20 protein-coding genes and 2 pseudogenes are annotated in these 19,347 nt (G+C 37.9%); 19 read left to right on the forward strand and 3 right to left on the reverse strand.

The annotated features are described in order from the left end of the window. The first annotated feature begins 10 nt into the window (after positions 1 to 10). The 4 genes from mobT (at position 11) to erm(B) (ending at position 2,382) form a co-directional block, all read left to right on the forward strand. Entirely contained in the window at positions 11 to 1,231 is a 1,221-nt protein-coding gene (gene mobT / locus I2H52_RS06555; protein WP_000398285.1) for a MobT family relaxase, read from the forward strand. Next, positions 1,221 to 1,388: an MLS leader peptide gene (locus tag I2H52_RS06560; protein ID WP_000502600.1), complete on the forward strand. Its 168-nt coding sequence runs from the start codon at positions 1,221 to 1,223 to the stop codon at positions 1,386 to 1,388. The genes mobT and I2H52_RS06560 overlap by 11 nt, the downstream gene beginning before the upstream one ends. 48 nt (positions 1,389 to 1,436) lie before the next feature. Beyond that, a complete protein-coding gene (locus I2H52_RS06565) occupies positions 1,437 to 1,520 on the forward strand; it encodes a 23S rRNA methyltransferase attenuation leader peptide (RefSeq protein WP_001814874.1) in 84 nt (27 codons plus the stop codon). A gap of 124 nt (positions 1,521 to 1,644) precedes the next feature. After that, the gene (erm(B), locus tag I2H52_RS06570; RefSeq protein WP_001038795.1) at positions 1,645 to 2,382 is read left to right on the forward strand and encodes a 23S rRNA (adenine(2058)-N(6))-methyltransferase Erm(B); all 738 of its coding nucleotides are present in this window, start codon (positions 1,645 to 1,647) and stop codon (positions 2,380 to 2,382) included. Between the two features lie 256 nt (positions 2,383 to 2,638). On the opposite strand, the gene I2H52_RS06575 is transcribed toward erm(B), so the two are convergent. Continuing rightward, entirely contained in the window at positions 2,639 to 3,886 is a 1,248-nt protein-coding gene (locus I2H52_RS06575) for an ISL3 family transposase (protein ID WP_000019067.1), read from the reverse strand. A 179-nt stretch (positions 3,887 to 4,065) separates the two neighbouring features. Here I2H52_RS06575 and I2H52_RS06580 point away from each other — a divergent pair, with 179 nt between their 5' ends. The 10 genes and pseudogenes from I2H52_RS06580 to I2H52_RS06625 all read left to right on the forward strand — a co-directional run bounded on the left by I2H52_RS06580 (position 4,066) and on the right by I2H52_RS06625 (position 14,505). Further along, positions 4,066 to 4,287 (forward strand): hypothetical protein, encoded by a 222-nt coding sequence (locus I2H52_RS06580; RefSeq protein WP_001009056.1) that lies wholly within the window; start codon positions 4,066 to 4,068, stop codon positions 4,285 to 4,287. A 116-nt stretch (positions 4,288 to 4,403) separates the two neighbouring features. Next, on the forward strand, positions 4,404 to 4,901 hold the full coding sequence (locus tag I2H52_RS06585; RefSeq protein WP_000342539.1) for an antirestriction protein ArdA: 498 nt from the start codon (positions 4,404 to 4,406) through the stop codon (positions 4,899 to 4,901). 88 nt (positions 4,902 to 4,989) lie between these two features. Further along, on the forward strand, positions 4,990 to 5,382 hold the full coding sequence (locus I2H52_RS06590; protein WP_000723888.1) for a conjugal transfer protein: 393 nt from the start codon (positions 4,990 to 4,992) through the stop codon (positions 5,380 to 5,382). After that, positions 5,366 to 7,813, forward strand: a complete 2,448-nt coding sequence (locus tag I2H52_RS06595; RefSeq protein WP_195594811.1) for an ATP-binding protein — start codon at positions 5,366 to 5,368, stop codon at positions 7,811 to 7,813. Before I2H52_RS06590 ends, I2H52_RS06595 begins: the two co-directional genes overlap by 17 nt. 2 nt (positions 7,814 to 7,815) lie before the next feature. Next, positions 7,816 to 9,993, forward strand: a pseudogene (locus I2H52_RS06600) (CD3337/EF1877 family mobilome membrane protein). Continuing rightward, the gene (locus I2H52_RS06605) at positions 9,990 to 10,991 is read left to right on the forward strand and encodes a lysozyme family protein (protein WP_000769868.1); all 1,002 of its coding nucleotides are present in this window, start codon (positions 9,990 to 9,992) and stop codon (positions 10,989 to 10,991) included. The pseudogene I2H52_RS06600 and the gene I2H52_RS06605 overlap by 4 nt, the downstream one beginning before the upstream one ends. Continuing rightward, the gene (locus I2H52_RS06610) at positions 10,988 to 11,923 is read left to right on the forward strand and encodes a conjugal transfer protein (protein ID WP_001224320.1); all 936 of its coding nucleotides are present in this window, start codon (positions 10,988 to 10,990) and stop codon (positions 11,921 to 11,923) included. Before I2H52_RS06605 ends, I2H52_RS06610 begins: the two co-directional genes overlap by 4 nt. Positions 11,924 to 12,236: 313 nt before the next feature. After that, a pseudogene (locus I2H52_RS09855) lies at positions 12,237 to 12,284 on the forward strand (hypothetical protein); the annotation flags it as partial. Positions 12,285 to 12,299: 15 nt separating this feature from the next. After that, positions 12,300 to 14,219: a tetracycline resistance ribosomal protection protein Tet(M) gene (gene tet(M), locus I2H52_RS06620; protein ID WP_000691736.1), complete on the forward strand. Its 1,920-nt coding sequence runs from the start codon at positions 12,300 to 12,302 to the stop codon at positions 14,217 to 14,219. Positions 14,220 to 14,337: 118 nt separating this feature from the next. After that, on the forward strand, positions 14,338 to 14,505 hold the full coding sequence (locus I2H52_RS06625; protein ID WP_000336323.1) for a cysteine-rich KTR domain-containing protein: 168 nt from the start codon (positions 14,338 to 14,340) through the stop codon (positions 14,503 to 14,505). A gap of 59 nt (positions 14,506 to 14,564) precedes the next feature. Here I2H52_RS06625 and I2H52_RS06630 read toward each other — a convergent pair whose 3' ends face one another. Next, positions 14,565 to 14,918, reverse strand: coding sequence for a helix-turn-helix transcriptional regulator (locus I2H52_RS06630; RefSeq protein ID WP_001227347.1), 354 nt, complete (start codon positions 14,916 to 14,918; stop codon positions 14,565 to 14,567). Positions 14,919 to 15,422: 504 nt separating this feature from the next. Between I2H52_RS06630 and I2H52_RS06635 the strand changes: the two genes are divergently transcribed. Next, entirely contained in the window at positions 15,423 to 15,845 is a 423-nt protein-coding gene (locus tag I2H52_RS06635; RefSeq protein WP_000804885.1) for a sigma-70 family RNA polymerase sigma factor, read from the forward strand. Next, on the forward strand, positions 15,842 to 16,072 hold the full coding sequence (locus I2H52_RS06640; protein ID WP_000857133.1) for a helix-turn-helix domain-containing protein: 231 nt from the start codon (positions 15,842 to 15,844) through the stop codon (positions 16,070 to 16,072). Before I2H52_RS06635 ends, I2H52_RS06640 begins: the two co-directional genes overlap by 4 nt. A gap of 225 nt (positions 16,073 to 16,297) precedes the next feature. On the opposite strand, the gene I2H52_RS09720 is transcribed toward I2H52_RS06640, so the two are convergent. After that, positions 16,298 to 16,549, reverse strand: coding sequence for a hypothetical protein (locus I2H52_RS09720; RefSeq protein ID WP_001845478.1), 252 nt, complete (start codon positions 16,547 to 16,549; stop codon positions 16,298 to 16,300). Between I2H52_RS09720 and I2H52_RS06645 the strand changes: the two genes are divergently transcribed. The 3 genes from I2H52_RS06645 (at position 16,533) to I2H52_RS06655 (ending at position 19,183) form a co-directional block, all read left to right on the forward strand. Continuing rightward, complete coding sequence (locus I2H52_RS06645) at positions 16,533 to 16,736, forward strand: excisionase (protein WP_000814511.1); 204 nt, start codon at positions 16,533 to 16,535, stop codon at positions 16,734 to 16,736. The genes I2H52_RS09720 and I2H52_RS06645 overlap by 17 nt on opposite strands. Before the next feature lie 81 nt (positions 16,737 to 16,817). Continuing rightward, positions 16,818 to 18,035, forward strand: coding sequence for a tyrosine-type recombinase/integrase (locus I2H52_RS06650; protein WP_001291561.1), 1,218 nt, complete (start codon positions 16,818 to 16,820; stop codon positions 18,033 to 18,035). A gap of 269 nt (positions 18,036 to 18,304) precedes the next feature. Further along, positions 18,305 to 19,183: an AraC family transcriptional regulator gene (locus I2H52_RS06655; RefSeq protein WP_195594813.1), complete on the forward strand. Its 879-nt coding sequence runs from the start codon at positions 18,305 to 18,307 to the stop codon at positions 19,181 to 19,183. Positions 19,184 to 19,347 lie beyond the last annotated feature (164 nt).

A 19,347-nucleotide genomic window follows, 5' to 3' on the forward strand; every position in this document is an offset into this window, starting at 1 on the left:
GCCTTTTTGATTGGAGGGATTTTTACTGAATGAACAAACTTGGTTACAGCATTTAAAAGAAAAACGCTTGGCTTATGGACTATCTCAAAACCGTTTAGCTGTTGCGACTGGTATTACAAGGCAGTATCTAAGCGATATTGAAACAGGAAAAGTCAAGCCATCAGAGGATTTACAGCAGTCCCTTTGGGAAGCTCTGGAACGCTTCAATCCCGACGCTCCCCTTGAAATGCTGTTTGATTATGTAAGGATTCGCTTTCCGACAACAGACGTACAGCAGGTGGTCGAAAACATCTTACAACTGAAACTGTCCTATTTTCTTCATGAGGACTATGGTTTCTATTCTTATTCAGAGCATTATGCTTTAGGCGACATATTCGTCCTTTGCTCCCATGAACTGGACAAAGGAGTTCTGGTGGAATTGAAAGGTCGTGGGTGCAGACAATTTGAAAGCTATCTTCTGGCACAACAAAGAAGCTGGTATGAGTTCTTTATGGACGTTTTGGTGGCTGGCGGTGTGATGAAACGCCTTGACCTTGCCATTAACGATAAGACAGGGATTTTGAATATCCCTGTACTCACTGAAAAGTGCCAACAGGAAGAATGTATCTCCGTCTTCCGCAGTTTTAAAAGCTATCGCAGTGGCGAACTGGTACGCAAAGAGGAAAAGGAATGTATGGGAAACACCCTCTATATCGGTTCATTACAAAGTGAAGTTTATTTCTGTATCTATGAAAAGGACTACGAGCAGTACAAGAAAAATGATATTCCCATTGAAGACGCAGAAGTAAAAAACCGTTTTGAGATTCGATTGAAAAATGAGCGTGCCTATTATGCAGTCCGTGATTTACTCGTCTATGACAATCCAGAGCATACCGCCTTTAAAATTATCAATCGGTATATCCGTTTTGTAGATAAAGACGATTCCAAACCTCGTTCTGATTGGAAACTGAATGAAGAATGGGCTTGGTTTATTGGGAACAATCGTGAACGATTAAAACTAACCACAAAACCAGAGCCTTACTCCTTCCAAAGGACGCTGAACTGGCTATCTCATCAAGTTGCCCCGACCTTAAAGGTTGCGATTAAACTTGATGAAATCAACCAGACGCAGGTTGTAAAAGACATTCTCGACCATGCGAAACTGACAGACCGACACAAGCAGATTTTGAAGCAACAGTCAGTAAAAGAACAGGACGTGATAACAACAAAAAAAGGATATAATGGGAGATAAGACGGTTCGTGTTCGTGCTGACTTGCACCATATCATAAAAATCGAAACAGCAAAGAATGGCGGAAACGTAAAAGAAGTTATGGAAATAAGACTTAGAAGCAAACTTAAGAGTGTGTTGATAGTGCATTATCTTAAAATTTTGTATAATAGGAATTGAAGTTAAATTAGATGCTAAAAATTTGTAATTAAGAAGGAGGGATTCGTCATGTTGGTATTCCAAATGCGTAATGTAGATAAAACATCTACTGTTTTGAAACAGACTAAAAACAGTGATTACGCAGATAAATAAATACGTTAGATTAATTCCTACCAGTGACTAATCTTATGACTTTTTAAACAGATAACTAAAATTACAAACAAATCGTTTAACTTCTGTATTTGTTTATAGATGTAATCACTTCAGGAGAGATTACATGAACAAAAATATAAAATATTCTCAAAACTTTTTAACGAGTGAAAAAGTACTCAACCAAATAATAAAACAATTGAATTTAAAAGAAACCGATACCGTTTACGAAATTGGAACAGGTAAAGGGCATTTAACGACGAAACTGGCTAAAATAAGTAAACAGGTAACGTCTATTGAATTAGACAGTCATCTATTCAACTTATCGTCAGAAAAATTAAAACTGAATACTCGTGTCACTTTAATTCACCAAGATATTCTACAGTTTCAATTCCCTAACAAACAGAGGTATAAAATTGTTGGGAATATTCCTTACCATTTAAGCACACAAATTATTAAAAAAGTGGTTTTTGAAAGCCGTGCGTCTGACATCTATCTGATTGTTGAAGAAGGATTCTACAAGCGTACCTTGGATATTCACCGAACACTAGGGTTGCTCTTGCACACTCAAGTCTCGATTCAGCAATTGCTTAAGCTGCCAGCGGAATGCTTTCATCCTAAACCAAAAGTAAACAGTGTCTTAATAAAACTTACCCGCCATACCACAGATGTTCCAGATAAATATTGGAAGCTATATACGTACTTTGTTTCAAAATGGGTCAATCGAGAATATCGTCAACTGTTTACTAAAAATCAGTTTCATCAAGCAATGAAACACGCCAAAGTAAACAATTTAAGTACCATTACTTATGAGCAAGTATTGTCTATTTTTAATAGTTATCTATTATTTAACGGGAGGAAATAATTCTATGAGTCGCTTTTTTAAATTTGGAAAGTTACACGTTACTAAAGGGAATGGAGATAAATTATTAGATATACTACTGACAGCTTCCAAGAAGCTAAAGAGGTCCCTAGCGCCTACGGGGAATTTGTATCGATAAGGGGTACAAATTCCCACTAAGCGCTCGGGACCCCTTGTAGGAAAATGTCCTAAGTGGGATATCTGTCAACTGGTATGGTTGACTAAAAATACTTCCTACGAAAATGTAGGGGGTATTTTTTTACGAAAAAATACAATCGATTCTTAAAAAGAAAAATTTTTGATTGGCAAAACCATAACAAGTTCGTTTTAGGGTTTTGATTTTGCGATTGATGCCTTCTAAAGGACCATTAGAGTATTCAAATTTAGCGCTATTTAAGACATATTTTCTGTTTTGACGAAGGGTTTGAATAGCAGTATCCATTTCTGTATTGGTTTTTTGGTAGTCTAAGATGGTTGACTCTAGTAATTCACTATTGCGCTCGTTTAGGGCTTTCGTGATATCTTGGTAAGTTTGGTATACTTCAGCGAACTTGGAAAATTTACTAGTAATGAGATCAACAGCATTTTGGCGAGTCATATATTGTTTAACGCCGCGAAGAAAAACTACTTCTTCAGGGTGAAGATCTTCAGCTTTTTTATGGAATAGCTTCCAATGTGACTTCATAATTTTATATTCTTGGCTCTGTTTATCAAGTTGCTTTAGGATAGAGATACGACAATTGTCCAAAGCGCGACCAGCTAATTGTACAAGGTGGAAGCGATCAATAATGATATTGGCATTAGGGAAAAGGCGATAGATAAAACTTTGATATTGAGCATTTAAATCAATTACAACTGATTGAACGCATTCGCGTTCGGCTTTTGAATAACGACTTTCAAAATAATCAACAATGGTAGGTGATAGACGATCCTGTAACTTTGTGACAATTTGGTGGGTTTCAGCGTCACAACAGATAAAGGACATCACAGACTTAATTGAACGAAACTCGTCAAAACATAGATGCTTAGGCAACTTAGCCACACGATAGTGTGGTTCCATGCGCTCTAAGATTGTTCGACGAACACTGCTAGGAGAGCAGTGACACATTTCAGCAATAAGCTGACCAGATAAGCCTTTACGAGCTAAAAGCATGATTTGATTTTTGAGATCACTGGATAAGGTTTGATTTTCTTTGGTTAAATTAGTAATAGCACCAAAAGTAGTATGGCATGATTTACATTTATAGCGTTGTTTACGAAGCTCTAGTTCATATCTTCTCCCATTTAAACTTGCCAGTCGTACATGAGTTTTGCGAAAGCCATCCTTATTAACTGTGGGAAAGCCACAGTTACGACAACGATTAATCGGATAAGAAAGAGTAGCTGTTATTAGCGTTATATACTCTTTAACAGAATCGTTGTTGTGTTCAGCTTCTTCAACAGAAATAATTTTAATATTTTTATCTTTAATTCCAAGAATATTTAGGATAGAATCATTATGGGACATTTGTTTAACCTTCTTTCATGATTTTTGTGGTGAATTGATTGTATAACGAGGGGACAGCAAATGTCCTCTTTTTTGTATAAAAAAATCTGGCATGGAATCTCTATCCATACCAGAAAGTGTATACCCCAAAAAAATAACTCAAATACAAATTCATTGAATATAGAGAGGAGAACATTTTTATGAATTTTGGACAAAACCTTTATAACTGGTTTCTATCAAACGCTCAATCACTGGTGCTTTTAGCAATCGTTGTGATTGGCTTGTATCTTGGCTTCAAGCGTGAGTTTAGCAAACTGATTGGCTTTTTAATTATTGCGATTATTGCGGTTGGCTTAGTCTTCAACGCTGCTGGAGTAAAAGACATTTTACTAGAGCTATTCAATCGCATTATTGGTGCTTAAATAAAACCGTTCTTTTGTGGAATATAAGTGGTTTTCTTATGTTCCGCAAAGGAATGGTACACCAAACGAAGTGCGGTAGGGATTTTTGAATCTCTACAAAGAAAGGACGTGAATATATGGACGATATGCAAGTCTATATTGCGAATTTAGGCAAATACAATGAGGGCGAATTGGTCGGTGCGTGGTTTACCTTTCCCATTGACTTTGAGGAAGTCAAAGAGAAAATCGGCTTGAATGATGAATATGAGGAATACGCCATTCATGACTACGAGTTACCCTTTACGGTTGACGAATACACTTCCATTGGCGAACTCAATCGACTATGGGAAATGGTATCGGAATTACCCGAAGAATTACAATCGGAGCTATCTGCTCTGCTCACTCATTTTTCAAGCATTGAAGAACTAAGCGAACATCAAGAGGATATTATCATTCATTCCGATTGTGATGATATGTATGACGTGGCACGCTACTACATTGAAGAAACGGGTGCTTTAGGCGAAGTACCAGCTAGTCTTCAAAACTATATTGATTATCAAGCCTATGGTCGGGATTTAGACCTTTCAGGAACGTTTATCTCAACCAATCATGGGATTTTTGAAATCGTCTATTAAATCTGTCGGTACATTACTACTGGCAGATTTTCTATTTTACGGGGTGGCTCAATCAGCTACCCCTATTTTTTATGAAAGGATTGATTACATGAAGAAAATACGAAGCTATACCAGTATCTGGTCTGTGGAAAAGGTACTGTATTCTATCAATGATTTTAGACTTCCGTTTCCCATAACCTTTACGCAAATGACATGGTTTGTCGTGTCACTCTTTGCAGTGATGATACTTGGCAACTTGCCCCCTCTTTCCATGATAGAGGGAGCATTTCTCAAATACTTTGGGATTCCTGTGGCTTTCACATGGTTTATGTCTACAAAAACTTTTGATGGTAAAAAGCCTTATGGATTTTTGAAGTCTGTCATTGCTTATGCACTGCGACCAAAGCTGACCTATGCAGGAAAAAAAGTAACGCTTGGCAGAAACCAGCCACAAGAAGCCATTACAGCAGTTAGGAGTGAATTTTATGGCATATCCAATTAAATACATTGAAAACAATCTCGTCTGGAATAAAGACGGGGAATGTTATGCTTACTATGAGCTTGTTCCTTACAATTACTCATTTCTAAGTCCAGAACAGAAAATACAAGTGCATGATTCTTTCAGACAGCTTATCGCACAAAATCGTGATGGCAAAATTCATGCTTTACAAATCAGTACAGAATCCAGCATACGTTCTGCACAAGAGCGTTCCAAAAATGAAGTCACTGGCAAGCTCAAAGCGGTTGCCTATGACAAAATCGACCAACAGACAGACGCTTTAATATCCATGATTGGCGAAAATCAAGTGAACTACCGTTTCTTTATCGGCTTTAAGTTGCTTCTCAACGATCAGGAGTTTTCTATGAAAAGTCTTACCGTTGAAGCAAAAAATGCTTTGTCTGATTTTGTCTATGATGTGAACCATAAGCTGATGGGCGATTTTGTTAGTATGAGTAATGATGAAATCCTGCGTTTTCAGAAGTTGGAAAAGCTCTTAGAAAATAAAATCTCTCGTCGTTTCAAAATCCGCAGGTTAGATAAGGACGACTTCGGCTATCTGATTGAACACCTTTACGGACAGACAGGCACTGCCTATGAAGAGTATGAGTACCATCTATCAAAGAAAAAGCTGGATAATGAAACGCTGATTAAATACTATGACTTGATTAAGCCTACTCGCTGTTTGGTGGAAGAAAAACAGCGATATTTGAAAATCCAGCAGGAAGATGAAACCGTCTATGTAGCTTACTTTACCATTAACAGCATTGTCGGAGAACTGGACTTCCCGTCCTCTGAAATCTTCTACTACCAGCAACAGCAATTTACATTCCCGATTGATACGTCAATGAATGTGGAAATTGTAGCGAATCGTAAAGCCCTATCTACTGTCCGCAATAAAAAGAAAGAACTGAAAGACTTGGATAACCACGCTTGGCAAAGTGATAATGAAACCAGCTCCAATGTGGCGGAAGCTCTGGAAAGTGTGAATGAGCTGGAAACCAATTTAGACCAAAGCAAGGAATCTATGTACAAGCTGTCTTATGTGGTAAGGGTATCAGCAAATGATCTTGACGAACTCAAACGTCGTTGTAATGAAGTGAAAGATTTTTATGACGATTTAAGCGTAAAACTGGTACGACCATTTGGGGATATGCTCGGCTTACATGAAGAATTTTTACCTGCCAGCAAGCGTTATATGAATGATTATATTCAATACGTGACCTCTGATTTCCTCGCTGGTTTAGGTTTTGGTGCTACTCAAATGCTGGGGGAAAATGAGGGGATTTATGTTGGCTACAGCTTAGATACTGGACGCAATGTCTATCTGAAACCTGCTCTTGCCAGTCAAGGGGTTAAGGGTTCAGTAACCAATGCGTTAGCGTCGGCTTTTGTTGGTTCGCTGGGTGGTGGTAAATCCTTTGCGAATAACCTTATCGTCTATTATGCGGTGCTTTATGGGGCACAAGCAGTGATTGTAGACCCAAAAGCAGAACGTGGCAGATGGAAAGAAACCTTGCCAGAGATTTCCCATGAAATCAATATCGTCACTCTGACTTCTGATGAGAAAAACAAAGGCTTACTTGACCCTTATGTGATTATGAAAAATCCCAAAGATTCTGAATCACTGGCTATTGATATTCTGACATTCCTTACGGGGATTTCCTCTCGTGATGGGGAACGCTTCCCAATCCTTAGAAAAGCCATTCGTGCAGTAACCAATAGTGAAGTACGAGGGTTGATGAAAGTGATTGAGGAATTACGGGTTGAGAATACGCCACTAAGTACCAGTATAGCCGACCATATCGAAAGTTTTACAGACTATGACTTTGCACATTTATTATTCAGTAATGGTTATGTGGAGCAGTCTATCAGCTTAGAAAAACAACTGAACATTATACAGGTTGCGGACTTGGTACTTCCCGACAAGGAAACTTCCTTTGAGGAATATACCACTATGGAGCTTTTATCCGTTGCTATGCTGATTGTCATTAGTACCTTTGCTTTAGACTTTATCCATACAGACCGAAGCATTTTCAAGATTGTAGATTTAGACGAAGCATGGAGCTTTTTACAGGTAGCACAAGGAAAAACACTATCTATGAAGCTGGTTCGGGCTGGTCGTGCTATGAACGCTGGGGTATATTTCGTGACCCAAAATACAGACGACCTCTTAGATGAAAAACTGAAAAATAACCTCGGCTTAAAATTTGCATTTCGTTCCACTGACCTTAACGAGATTAAAAAGACCTTAGCCTTTTTTGGTGTAGACCCAGAGGACGAAAACAATCAGAAGCGATTGCGTGATTTGGAAAACGGGCAATGCCTTATCAGTGATTTATATGGTCGTGTCGGTGTGATACAGTTCCACCCTGTATTTGAAGAACTGCTCCATGCCTTTGATACCAGACCACCTGTGCGAAAAGAGGTGTAAATGTGAAACCATCAATAGTAAACAGAATAAAATCAAACTGGACGCTGAAACGTCTAGGTAAAGTGGCAATGACAGTGGCTTTCACACTTGTGATTGCCATTTTTCTTTTAGCCATGCTGGGAACGGTGGTTCAAGCTGCGGGCTTGGTAGATGATACGGTCAATGTGGCAAATGAATACAGCCGATACCCACTTGAAAACTATCAACTGGATTTTTATGTGGATAATAGCTGGGGCTGGCTTCCGTGGAACTGGTCGGACGGGATTGGAAAACAGGTCATGTATGGACTATATGCCATTACCAATTTTATTTGGACAATCAGTTTGTATGTTTCCAATGCGACAGGTTACTTAGTACAGGAAGCCTATTCCTTAGACTTCATTTCCGCTACAGCAGATTCCATTGGTAAGAATATGCAGACCTTAGCTGGTGTGAGTGCAAACGGATTTTCAACAGAGGGTTTCTATGTTGGATTCCTCTTACTCTTGATTTTGGTTCTTGGGGTTTATGTTGCCTATACGGGACTGATAAAGAGAGAAACCACAAAGGCAATTCATGCCATTATGAATTTTGTGCTGGTGTTTATCCTATCGGCTTCCTTTATTGCCTACGCTCCCGACTACATTAAAAAAATCAATGACTTTTCATCAGACATCAGTAATGCCAGTTTATCACTTGGCACGAAGATTGTCATGCCCCATTCCGATAGTCAAGGCAAGGACAGCGTGGACTTAATCAGAGATAGCCTGTTTTCCATACAGGTTCAGCAACCGTGACTACTGCTTCAATACAACAGTTCAGACATTGAAAGTATCGGTATTGACCGTGTGGAAAGCCTGCTCTCCACCAGCCCAGATTCCAACAATGGCGAAGACAGAGAAAAAATTGTTGCGGAAGAAATTGAAGACAGAAGCAATACCAATCTAACCATTACAAAGACCATTAACCGTTTAGGTACAGTCTTCTTCCTATTTGTCTTCAATATTGGGATTTCCATATTTGTATTCCTATTAACAGGAATCATGATTTTCTCGCAGGTACTTTTTATCATCTATGCTATGTTTCTGCCTGTGAGCTTTATTTTAAGCATGATTCCATCATTTGATGGTATGTCAAAACGAGCCATAACAAAGCTCTTTAATACCATTTTGACACGAGCTGGAATCACATTGATTATTACGACAGCATTTAGTATTTCAACCATGCTCTATACCTTATCGGCTGGTTATCCGTTCTTTTTGATTGCTTTTCTACAGATTGTGACCTTTGCAGGAATCTACTTCAAGCTGGGCGATTTAATGAGTATGTTTTCTCTACAGAGTAACGATTCTCAAAGTGTGGGAAGTCGTGTGATGAGAAAACCTCGTATGCTTATGCACGCTCACATGCACCGTCTACAGCGGAAACTTGGACGTTCCATGACTACTCTAGGGGCTGGGTCTGCCATTGTTACAGGTAAAAAAGGACAGTCGGGTTCGGGGAGTTCTGCAAGGACACAAGCAGATCACTCCCGACCAGACGGAAAGGAAAAATCAACACTTGGAAAACGTATCGGTCAAACCATCGGTACAGTAGCTGATACCAAAGACAGAATGGTAGACACTGCTAGTGGTTTGAAAGAACAGGTTAAAGATTTGCCGACCAATGCAAGATATGCAGTATATCAAGGAAAATCCAAAGTAAAAGAGAATGTCCGTGATTTAACCAGTAGTATTTCTCAAACCAAAGCGGACAGAGCCAGTGGACGCAAGGAACAGCAGGAACAAAGGCGAAAAACCATTGCGAAGCGTCGCTCTGAAATGGAACAGGTCAAACAGAAAAAACAGCCTGCTTCTTCTGTTCATGAAAGACCGACTACAAGACAAGAACAATATCATGATGAACAGACCTCAAAACAGTCTAATATTCAGACTTCATATAAGGAATCTCAACAAGCCAAACAAGAGCGTCCAGCAGTTAAGTCCGATTTTTCAAGTCCAAAAGTGGAACGCCAAGGCAATACCGTTCAAGAAAAAACCGTTCAAAAGCCAGCAACTTCAACCACTACAGCAGATAGAACTTCACAACGTCCAATCACAAAAGAACGTCCGTCTACTGTTCAAAGAGTACCACTACAAAATACAAGAAGTAGACCACCAATCAAAACCGCCACCATTAAGAAAGTCGGTAAGAAACCATGAAGTTGAAAACTTTAGTGATTGGTGGTTCTGGATTATTCTTGATGGTCTTCTCACTGCTTCTGTTTGTTGCCATTTTATTTTCAGATGAACAGGACAGCGGAATTTCCAATATTCATTATGGAGGTGTGAATGTTTCCGCAGAAGTGCTGGCTCATAAGCCTATGGTAGAAAAATATGCCAAAGAATATGGCGTTGAAGAATATGTCAACATACTTCTTGCGATTATACAGGTGGAATCGGGCGGTACTGCGGAAGATGTTATGCAGTCCTCGGAATCCCTCGGTCTTCCACCTAATTCATTGAGTACAGAAGAATCCATTAAGCAAGGTGTGAAGTATTTCAGTGAATTATTAGCCAGTAGCGAAAGGCTCAGTGTAGATTTAGAATCGGTTATCCAGTCCTACAATTATGGTGGTGGTTTCTTAGGGTATGTGGCTAATCGTGGAAATAAATATACCTTTGAACTGGCTCAAAGTTTCTCAAAAGAGTATTCAGGTGGCGAAAAAGTGTCTTACCCCAATCCCATAGCCATACCTATCAATGGGGGCTGGCGATACAACTATGGCAATATGTTTTATGTGCAACTGGTAACGCAGTATCTTGTCACAACAGAGTTTGATGATGATACGGTACAAGCCATCATGGACGAAGCACTGAAATATGAGGGCTGGCGATACGTTTACGGTGGAGCTTCCCCGACTACTTCTTTTGATTGTAGCGGACTGACACAATGGACGTATGGAAAAGCTGGAATTAACTTACCACGAACCGCACAACAGCAATATGATGTGACCCAGCATATCCCACTATCGGAAGCACAAGCTGGCGATTTGGTTTTCTTTCATTCTACCTATAACGCTGGCTCTTATATTACTCATGTTGGGATATACCTTGGCAATAACCGTATGTTTCATGCAGGCGACCCAATCGGTTATGCCGACTTAACAAGCCCCTACTGGCAACAGCATTTAGTGGGAGCAGGACGAATCAAACAATGAGAAAGGAAGATTTAATGATGAAATTTAGAAAAAATCAGAATAAAGAAAAACAGATACCAAAGGAAAAGAAACCTCGTGTCTACTATAAGGTCAATCCTCATAAAAAGGTTGTGATTGCCTTGTGGGTACTTTTAGGGCTTAGTTTCAGCTTTGCGATATTCAAGCACTTTACAGCTATAGATACTCATACTATTCACGAAACAACTATCATAGAAAAGGAATACGTTGATACTCATCATGTAGAAAATTTTGTAGAGAACTTTGCGAAAGTCTACTATTCATGGGAGCAATCCGATAAGTCCATTGATAATCGAATGGAAAGTCTAAAAGGCTATCTGACAGATGAACTTCAAGCTCTCAATGTTGATACAGTACGCAAAGATATTCCTGTATCGTCTTCTGTAAGAGGATTTCAGATATGGACGGTAGAGCCAACTGGCGACAATGAGTTTAATGTAACCTACAGTGTAGACCAGCTCATTACAGAGGGAGAAAATACAAAGACCGTCCACTCTGCTTATATAGTGAGTGTCTATGTAGATGGTTCTGGAAATATGGTACTGGTTAAGAATCCGACCATTACCAACATACCTAAGAAATCAAGTTATAAACCAAAAGCCATTGAAAGTGAGGGGACGGTTGATTCCATTACAACCAATGAAATCAATGAGTTTTTAACGACGTTCTTCAAGCTCTATCCTACAGCGACAGCCAGTGAACTTTCCTACTATGTGAATGACGGGATATTAAAACCAATCGGAAAAGAGTACATCTTTCAAGAACTGGTAAATCCTATTCACAATCGTAAGGATAATCAAGTCACGGTATCGCTGACAGTGGAGTATATCGACCAGCAGACCAAAGCAACGCAGGTATCTCAATTTGATTTGGTACTTGAAAAGAACGGGAGTAATTGGAAGATTATAGAATAACAAATATTGGTACATTATTACAGCTATTTTGTAATCACGTACTCTCTTTGATAAAAAATTGGAGATTCCTTGACAAATATGCTCTTACGTGCTATTATTTAAGTATCTATTTAAAAGGAGTTAATAAATATGCGGCAAGGTATTCTTAAATAAACTGTCAATTTGATAGTGGGAACAAATAATTGGATGTCCTTTTTTAGGAGGGCTTAGTTTTTTGTACCCAGTTTAAGAATACCTTTATCATGTGATTCTAAAGTATCCGGAGAATATCTGTATGCTTTGTATGCCTATGGTTATGCATAAAAATCCCAGTGATAAGAGTATTTATCACTGGGATTTTTATGCCCTTTTGGGCTTTTGAATGGAGGAAAATCACATGAAAATTATTAATATTGGAGTTTTAGCTCATGTTGATGCGGGAAAAACTACCTTAACAGAAAGCTTATTATATAACAGTGGAGCGATTACAGAATTAGGAAGCGTGGACAAAGGTACAACGAGGACGGATAATACGCTTTTAGAACGTCAGAGAGGAATTACAATTCAGACAGGAATAACCTCTTTTCAGTGGGAAAATACGAAGGTGAACATCATAGACACGCCAGGACATATGGATTTCTTAGCAGAAGTATATCGTTCATTATCAGTTTTAGATGGGGCAATTCTACTGATTTCTGCAAAAGATGGCGTACAAGCACAAACTCGTATATTATTTCATGCACTTAGGAAAATGGGGATTCCCACAATCTTTTTTATCAATAAGATTGACCAAAATGGAATTGATTTATCAACGGTTTATCAGGATATTAAAGAGAAACTTTCTGCCGAAATTGTAATCAAACAGAAGGTAGAACTGTATCCTAATATGTGTGTGACGAACTTTACCGAATCTGAACAATGGGATACGGTAATAGAGGGAAACGATGACCTTTTAGAGAAATATATGTCCGGTAAATCATTAGAAGCATTGGAACTCGAACAAGAGGAAAGCATAAGATTTCAGAATTGTTCTCTGTTCCCTCTTTATCATGGAAGTGCAAAAAGTAATATAGGGATTGATAACCTTATAGAAGTTATTACTAATAAATTTTATTCATCAACACATCGAGGTCCGTCTGAACTTTGCGGAAATGTTTTCAAAATTGAATATACAAAAAAAAGACAACGTCTTGCATATATACGCCTTTATAGTGGAGTACTACATTTACGAGATTCGGTTAGAGTATCAGAAAAAGAAAAAATAAAAGTTACAGAAATGTATACTTCAATAAATGGTGAATTATGTAAGATTGATAGAGCTTATTCTGGAGAAATTGTTATTTTGCAAAATGAGTTTTTGAAGTTAAATAGTGTTCTTGGAGATACAAAACTATTGCCACAGAGAAAAAAGATTGAAAATCCGCACCCTCTACTACAAACAACTGTTGAACCGAGTAAACCTGAACAGAGAGAAATGTTGCTTGATGCCCTTTTGGAAATCTCAGATAGTGATCCGCTTCTACGATATTACGTGGATTCTACGACACATGAAATTATACTTTCTTTCTTAGGGAAAGTACAAATGGAAGTGATTAGTGCACTGTTGCAAGAAAAGTATCATGTGGAGATAGAACTAAAAGAGCCTACAGTCATTTATATGGAGAGACCGTTAAAAAATGCAGAATATACCATTCACATCGAAGTGCCGCCAAATCCTTTCTGGGCTTCCATTGGTTTATCTGTATCACCGCTTCCGTTGGGAAGTGGAATGCAGTATGAGAGCTCGGTTTCTCTTGGATACTTAAATCAATCATTTCAAAATGCAGTTATGGAAGGGATACGCTATGGTTGCGAACAAGGATTATATGGTTGGAATGTGACGGACTGTAAAATCTGTTTTAAGTATGGCTTATACTATAGCCCTGTTAGTACCCCAGCAGATTTTCGGATGCTTGCTCCTATTGTATTGGAACAAGTCTTAAAAAAAGCTGGAACAGAATTGTTAGAGCCATATCTTAGTTTTAAAATTTATGCGCCACAGGAATATCTTTCACGAGCATACAACGATGCTCCTAAATATTGTGCGAACATCGTAGACACTCAATTGAAAAATAATGAGGTCATTCTTAGTGGAGAAATCCCTGCTCGGTGTATTCAAGAATATCGTAGTGATTTAACTTTCTTTACAAATGGACGTAGTGTTTGTTTAACAGAGTTAAAAGGGTACCATGTTACTACCGGTGAACCTGTTTGCCAGCCCCGTCGTCCAAATAGTCGGATAGATAAAGTACGATATATGTTCAATAAAATAACTTAGTGTATTTTATGTTGTTATATAAATATGGTTTCTTGTTAAATAAGATGAAATATTTTTTAATAAAGATTTGAATTAAAGTGTAAAGGAGGAGATAGTTATTATAAACTACAAGTGGATATTGTGTCCTGTATGTGGAAATAAAACACGATTAAAGATAAGGGAAGATACTGAATTAAAAAAATTCCCCCTCTATTGTCCGAAATGCAGACAAGAAAATTTAATTGAAATAAAGCAGTTCAAAGTAACTGTGATTACAGAGCCAGACGCAAAGACGCAGAGCCGATAAAATGAGATTAATACAATCTCATTTTATCGGCTCTTTCCGTTATGTATGGATTCTTTTAATTAGTCTTCGATGTTTCTTGCTTCGTTGATACCGCTGGCTAAAGATTCCATTAAGGATAGTTCTTTGTCTGTAAAGCTATCCATGTATTTCTCTATCTGTAATCGTCGGGTGCTTTTTACCAAGTTATTAGCAGGTAAGAAAAATTCATCAACGGAAACATGAAGTAACGATACAAGGTCATAAAGAACTTGTATGCTGGGGTGTTGCCCTTTATTTTCAATATTAGTTAAGTACCGTGGGTCAATTTCAATCAATGCTCCCACTTGTTCACGAGTTAAACCTCGTTTCAATCGAGCTTCTTTAATGGCTAAACCAAAGGCTCTAAAATCATATTTATCTTCTTTTTTACGCATAGTAGACCACCTCTATACATTTTATTGTTCCTACTGAATTAAAAACAGGTATAGAAAAACGTGTTATATGGTTTATAGGTTTATATTTAATAAAAAGCACTACTAAACGCCAATAAAAAAAACCGTTATATGGTAGTGCTATTTACGCTGTTAAAATATTGTATATTACTTCCAAATGGCGGTTTGTTGGAGGTCAACGTCGCCATGAAGTACATCATATACAATAAATTTCCTTACATTGGGTTCTTGTCAAAAAAAGTCGTCTATCTGCAATAGATAAGTACGTCCACCAATGTGGTTTTATAAATCATATAGATAGAATAACAGAAGCATGTAAACAGAGAAATAAATCTGTTTATATGCTTTTTTGGCTATTCAGAACTTTTTTACAAAGTTTATTTATCAGTAATGCAACAAATCCCCCTTTCACATTGGGACTAAGAGTGAAAGGAGATAAACGAGCAAGGCTCACTTCCTTTCCTAGACAGAAAGGGGGTGAGAAACATGAAACCATCTTCTTTTCAGACCACAATAGAAAATCAGTTTGACTATATCTGTAAACGTGCTATGGAAGACGAGCGAAAGAATTATATGCTTTATCTTTCAAGGATTGCAAAGCGTGAGGTGTCCTTTTCGGATGTTGGCGATTATCTTGTTAGCCAGTTTGCGACAACAGATAACTATTCAACTGACTTTCAGATTTTTACACTCAATGGGTTATCAGTAGGCGTTGAAAATGATTTGTTGAGTGAAGCATTACGTGAGTTGCCAGACAAGAAACGTGAAATTCTACTGCTGTTTTACTTTATGGACATGAGCGATTCAGAAATTGCAGACCTGTTGAAATTGAACCGTTCTACTGTCTATCGGCATAGAACCAGTGGACTAGCCTTAATTAAAAAGTTTATGGAGGAATTTGAAGAATGAAAACACAATATCCTATGATTCCCTTTCCTCTCATTGTAAAGGCAACAGATGGCGATACCGAAGCGATTAACCAGATTCTACATCATTACAGAGGGTACATAACGAAGCGTTCCCTACGACTTATGAAAGATGAATATGGCAATCAAAGTATGGTCGTTGATGAAGTCTTACGTGGAAGAATGGAAACCAGACTGATTACAAAGATTTTGTCATTTGAAATTAAGTAATATCCTCTCTCCTTTCGTGGAAGCGTGCTAAACCATTCCACGCTTCCCGAACAGGGAGGTTTGTTATTCCACCAAAGCATATTGAGCTTTCAATGTGTTTTGATAGGCTAACGAGCCATTGTTCTTTGAAAACTGAATAAAAGTAATCGAATACGTTTCGATAAGAAAAGAGCCAACGGAACTAACCGCCATGACCTATCTTATAAAGATAGCGAGCGATTCATGTTAGTGATCCGAGAAGCAATCTTTAGCAGGATTGCCTGCAACGACATTCTTATCGTGATAATGATACTCCCATACAGTCAATAGTCCGAGCGTGATAAAACCGTCGCAGGCAATGAGTATGGCTACATGAGAACCATGCAGGGGTGGAACTCCCGTGAGCTTTGCTAAAGCTGTTCGATTGCTGGTAAAACAACTTTTATGAAATCCAAATAAGTGATTTGGAAAGGAGGATTTTATGAAGCAGACTGACATTCCTATTTGGGAACGTTATACCCTAACCATTGAAGAAGCGTCAAAATATTTTCGTATTGGCGAAAACAAGCTACGACGCTTGGCAGAGGAAAATAAAAATGCAAATTGGCTGATTATGAATGGCAATCGTATTCAGATTAAACGAAAACAATTTGAAAAAATTATAGATACATTGGACGCAATCTAGCGTCGCCAAAGGGTCTTGTATATGATAAAATAGTATTAAGTCGTATCAAGGCTCTTTCCATAAAGGAAAGGAGCAAATGCCATGTCAGAAAAAAGACGTGACAATAAAGGTCGAATCTTAAAGACTGGAGAGAGCCAACGAAAAGACGGAAGATACTTATACAAATATATAGATTCATTTGGAGAACCGCAATTTGTTTACTCGTGGAAACTTGTGGCTACAGACCGAGTACCAGCAGGAAAGCGTGATTGTATCTCACTTAGAGAGAAAATCGCAGAGTTACAGAAAGACATTCATGATGGTATTGATGTTGTAGGAAAGAAAATGACACTCTGCCAGCTTTACGCAAAACAGAACGCTCAAAGACCAAAGGTTAGAAAAAACACTGAAACTGGACGCAAATATCTTATGGATATTTTGAAGAAAGACAAGTTAGGTGTAAGAAGTATTGACAGTATTAAGCCATCAGACGCTAAAGAATGGGCTATTAGAATGAGTGAAAATGGTTATGCTTATCAAACCATCAATAACTACAAACGTTCTTTAAAGGCTTCATTCTATATTGCTATACAAGATGATTGTGTTCGGAAGAATCCATTTGACTTTCAACTGAAAGCAGTTCTTGATGATGATACTGTCCCTAAGACCGTACTAACAGAAGAACAGGAAGAAAAACTGTTAGCCTTTGCAAAAGCTGATAAAACCTACAGCAAAAATTATGATGAAATTCTGATACTCTTAAAAACAGGTCTTCGTATTTCAGAGTTTGGTGGTTTGACACTTCCAGATTTAGATTTTGAGAATCGTCTTGTCAATATAGACCATCAGCTATTGAGAGATACTGAAATTGGGTACTACATTGAAACACCAAAGACCAAAAGTGGCGAACGTCAAGTTCCTATGGTTGAAGAAGCCTATCAAGCATTTAAGCGAGTGTTAGCGAATCGAAAGAATGATAAGCGTGTTGAGATTGATGGATATAGTGATTTCCTCTTTCTTAATAGAAAGAACTATCCAAAAGTGGCAAGTGATTACAACGGCATGATGAAAGGTCTTGTTAAGAAATACAATAAGTATAACGAGGATAAATTGCCACACATCACTCCACATAGTTTGCGACATACATTCTGTACCAACTATGCAAATGCAGGAATGAATCCAAAGGCATTACAGTACATTATGGGACATGCTAATATAGCCATGACGCTGAACTATTACGCACATGCAACATTCGATTCTGCAATGGCAGAAATGAAACGCTTGAATAAAGAGAAGCAACAGGAGCGTCTTGTTGCTTAGTAGTACAAATGAATTTACTACTTATTTACCACTTCTGACAGCTAAGACATGAGGAAATATGCAAAGAAACGTGAAGTATCTTCCTACAGTAAAAATACTCGAAAGCACATAGAATAAGGCTTTACGAGCATTTAAGAAAATATAAAAAGATAATTAGAAATTTATACTTTGTTTCAAAGAAAAAGAAAGCTTAAAACTCGAAAACTTCCTAGATAAGGAAGTTTTTTTGGTATAATAAAAGTAGTAATAGAATATTGGGAGGATTTACCATGGCAGACCGTTCACGTTTCTTACGAGATAACCCATCTGACTTCCCATATGATTTTGAAAAACAAATCTTATCCAAAACATCTCCTGACACAATCTATCATTGTCATCCTGAGCTAGAGATTATTTATGTTACAAAGGGTTCTGCCATCGTTCATATCAACTCAGAACGCTTTGAAAGTCGTGAAGGAGATATTTTTCTTATCCAACCGACCTCTCTCCATGCTATCTATTCTCACAAAGATCAAGAACTATTTTCTACCAGCTTTCGAATTCATCTAGATTATCTTGGGAGAAGTCAGATTGACAGCTTTAGCCAACGCTATATCCAACCCCTCCACTCTGGTCACTTTTGCCTAACTCCTCAAATATCACCAGGAGATAAGGCCTATGATCAAATTCAATCCTGCCTTCTTTCACTCTTTTCTATCCTTGAAGAAAAAGGCATATACTACGACCTACTCATAAAATCTAAACTATACGAATTGCTTCATCTTCTCTTTAAGTATAGATACGTCAATCGACACTATACAGATGATACCTACCAAAAATACCAAAAACTAAAAGAAGTGATTTGCTACCTTGAACAGCACTACTCAGAACCCATTCATATTGAGCAACTGGCTGCAACATTTGGATATAGTAAAAATCACTTTATGAGTATTTTCAAGCAACATACTGGAGCCAGTTGTATGGACTACCTGCTCCAGTTACGTCTTGAGAAATCCTGTGAAAAACTCGTCCAAACCAACCTCAACATTCAAGAAATTGCAAGCCAGGTCGGTTTCACCAACATTTCAAACTTCAACCGTCAATTTAAGCAGCACTATTACCTAACACCTAGACAGTATCGAAACCAACAACTAAAAAAGAAAACATAATTCTTTCTCCTTAGTCTTTTCTAAGGAGTTTTTTCAAACAAAAAAGCCACCTGATTGGGTGGCCTCTTTAGGGAGATTATTATGAAAAAGAAAAGTTTAGGATTTCATTAAATAAAGGGTACTCAATGAAAATCGAAATCAGACTAGGCAGATAGACGCAAGTA

It is taken from the genome of Streptococcus oralis (assembly GCF_015561235.1).
Classification (GTDB): domain Bacteria; phylum Bacillota; class Bacilli; order Lactobacillales; family Streptococcaceae; genus Streptococcus; species Streptococcus oralis_BK.

What these genes read in the sequence shown, in the direction of transcription:
- I2H52_RS06595 (WP_195594811.1), top strand. Translation starts at nt 5,366, where the DNA reads ATGGCATATCCAATTAAATACATTGAAAACAATCTCGTCTGGAATAAA.
- I2H52_RS06565 (WP_001814874.1), top strand. Translation starts at nt 1,437, where the DNA reads ATGTTGGTATTCCAAATGCGTAATGTAGATAAAACATCTACTGTTTTG.
- I2H52_RS06640 (WP_000857133.1), top strand. Translation starts at nt 15,842, where the DNA reads ATGAAAACACAATATCCTATGATTCCCTTTCCTCTCATTGTAAAGGCA.
- I2H52_RS06650 (WP_001291561.1), top strand. Translation starts at nt 16,818, where the DNA reads ATGTCAGAAAAAAGACGTGACAATAAAGGTCGAATCTTAAAGACTGGA.
- I2H52_RS06585 (WP_000342539.1), top strand. Translation starts at nt 4,404, where the DNA reads ATGGACGATATGCAAGTCTATATTGCGAATTTAGGCAAATACAATGAG.
- I2H52_RS06645 (WP_000814511.1), top strand. Translation starts at nt 16,533, where the DNA reads ATGAAGCAGACTGACATTCCTATTTGGGAACGTTATACCCTAACCATT.
- I2H52_RS06560 (WP_000502600.1), top strand. Translation starts at nt 1,221, where the DNA reads ATGGGAGATAAGACGGTTCGTGTTCGTGCTGACTTGCACCATATCATA.
- I2H52_RS06635 (WP_000804885.1), top strand. Translation starts at nt 15,423, where the DNA reads ATGAAACCATCTTCTTTTCAGACCACAATAGAAAATCAGTTTGACTAT.
- I2H52_RS06610 (WP_001224320.1), top strand. Translation starts at nt 10,988, where the DNA reads ATGAGAAAGGAAGATTTAATGATGAAATTTAGAAAAAATCAGAATAAA.
- I2H52_RS06630 (WP_001227347.1), bottom strand. Translation starts at nt 14,918, where the DNA reads ATGCGTAAAAAAGAAGATAAATATGATTTTAGAGCCTTTGGTTTAGCC.
- I2H52_RS06605 (WP_000769868.1), top strand. Translation starts at nt 9,990, where the DNA reads ATGAAGTTGAAAACTTTAGTGATTGGTGGTTCTGGATTATTCTTGATG.
- I2H52_RS06590 (WP_000723888.1), top strand. Translation starts at nt 4,990, where the DNA reads ATGAAGAAAATACGAAGCTATACCAGTATCTGGTCTGTGGAAAAGGTA.
- I2H52_RS06575 (WP_000019067.1), bottom strand. Translation starts at nt 3,886, where the DNA reads ATGTCCCATAATGATTCTATCCTAAATATTCTTGGAATTAAAGATAAA.
- I2H52_RS06580 (WP_001009056.1), top strand. Translation starts at nt 4,066, where the DNA reads ATGAATTTTGGACAAAACCTTTATAACTGGTTTCTATCAAACGCTCAA.
- I2H52_RS09720 (WP_001845478.1), bottom strand. Translation starts at nt 16,549, where the DNA reads ATGTCAGTCTGCTTCATAAAATCCTCCTTTCCAAATCACTTATTTGGA.
- I2H52_RS06655 (WP_195594813.1), top strand. Translation starts at nt 18,305, where the DNA reads ATGGCAGACCGTTCACGTTTCTTACGAGATAACCCATCTGACTTCCCA.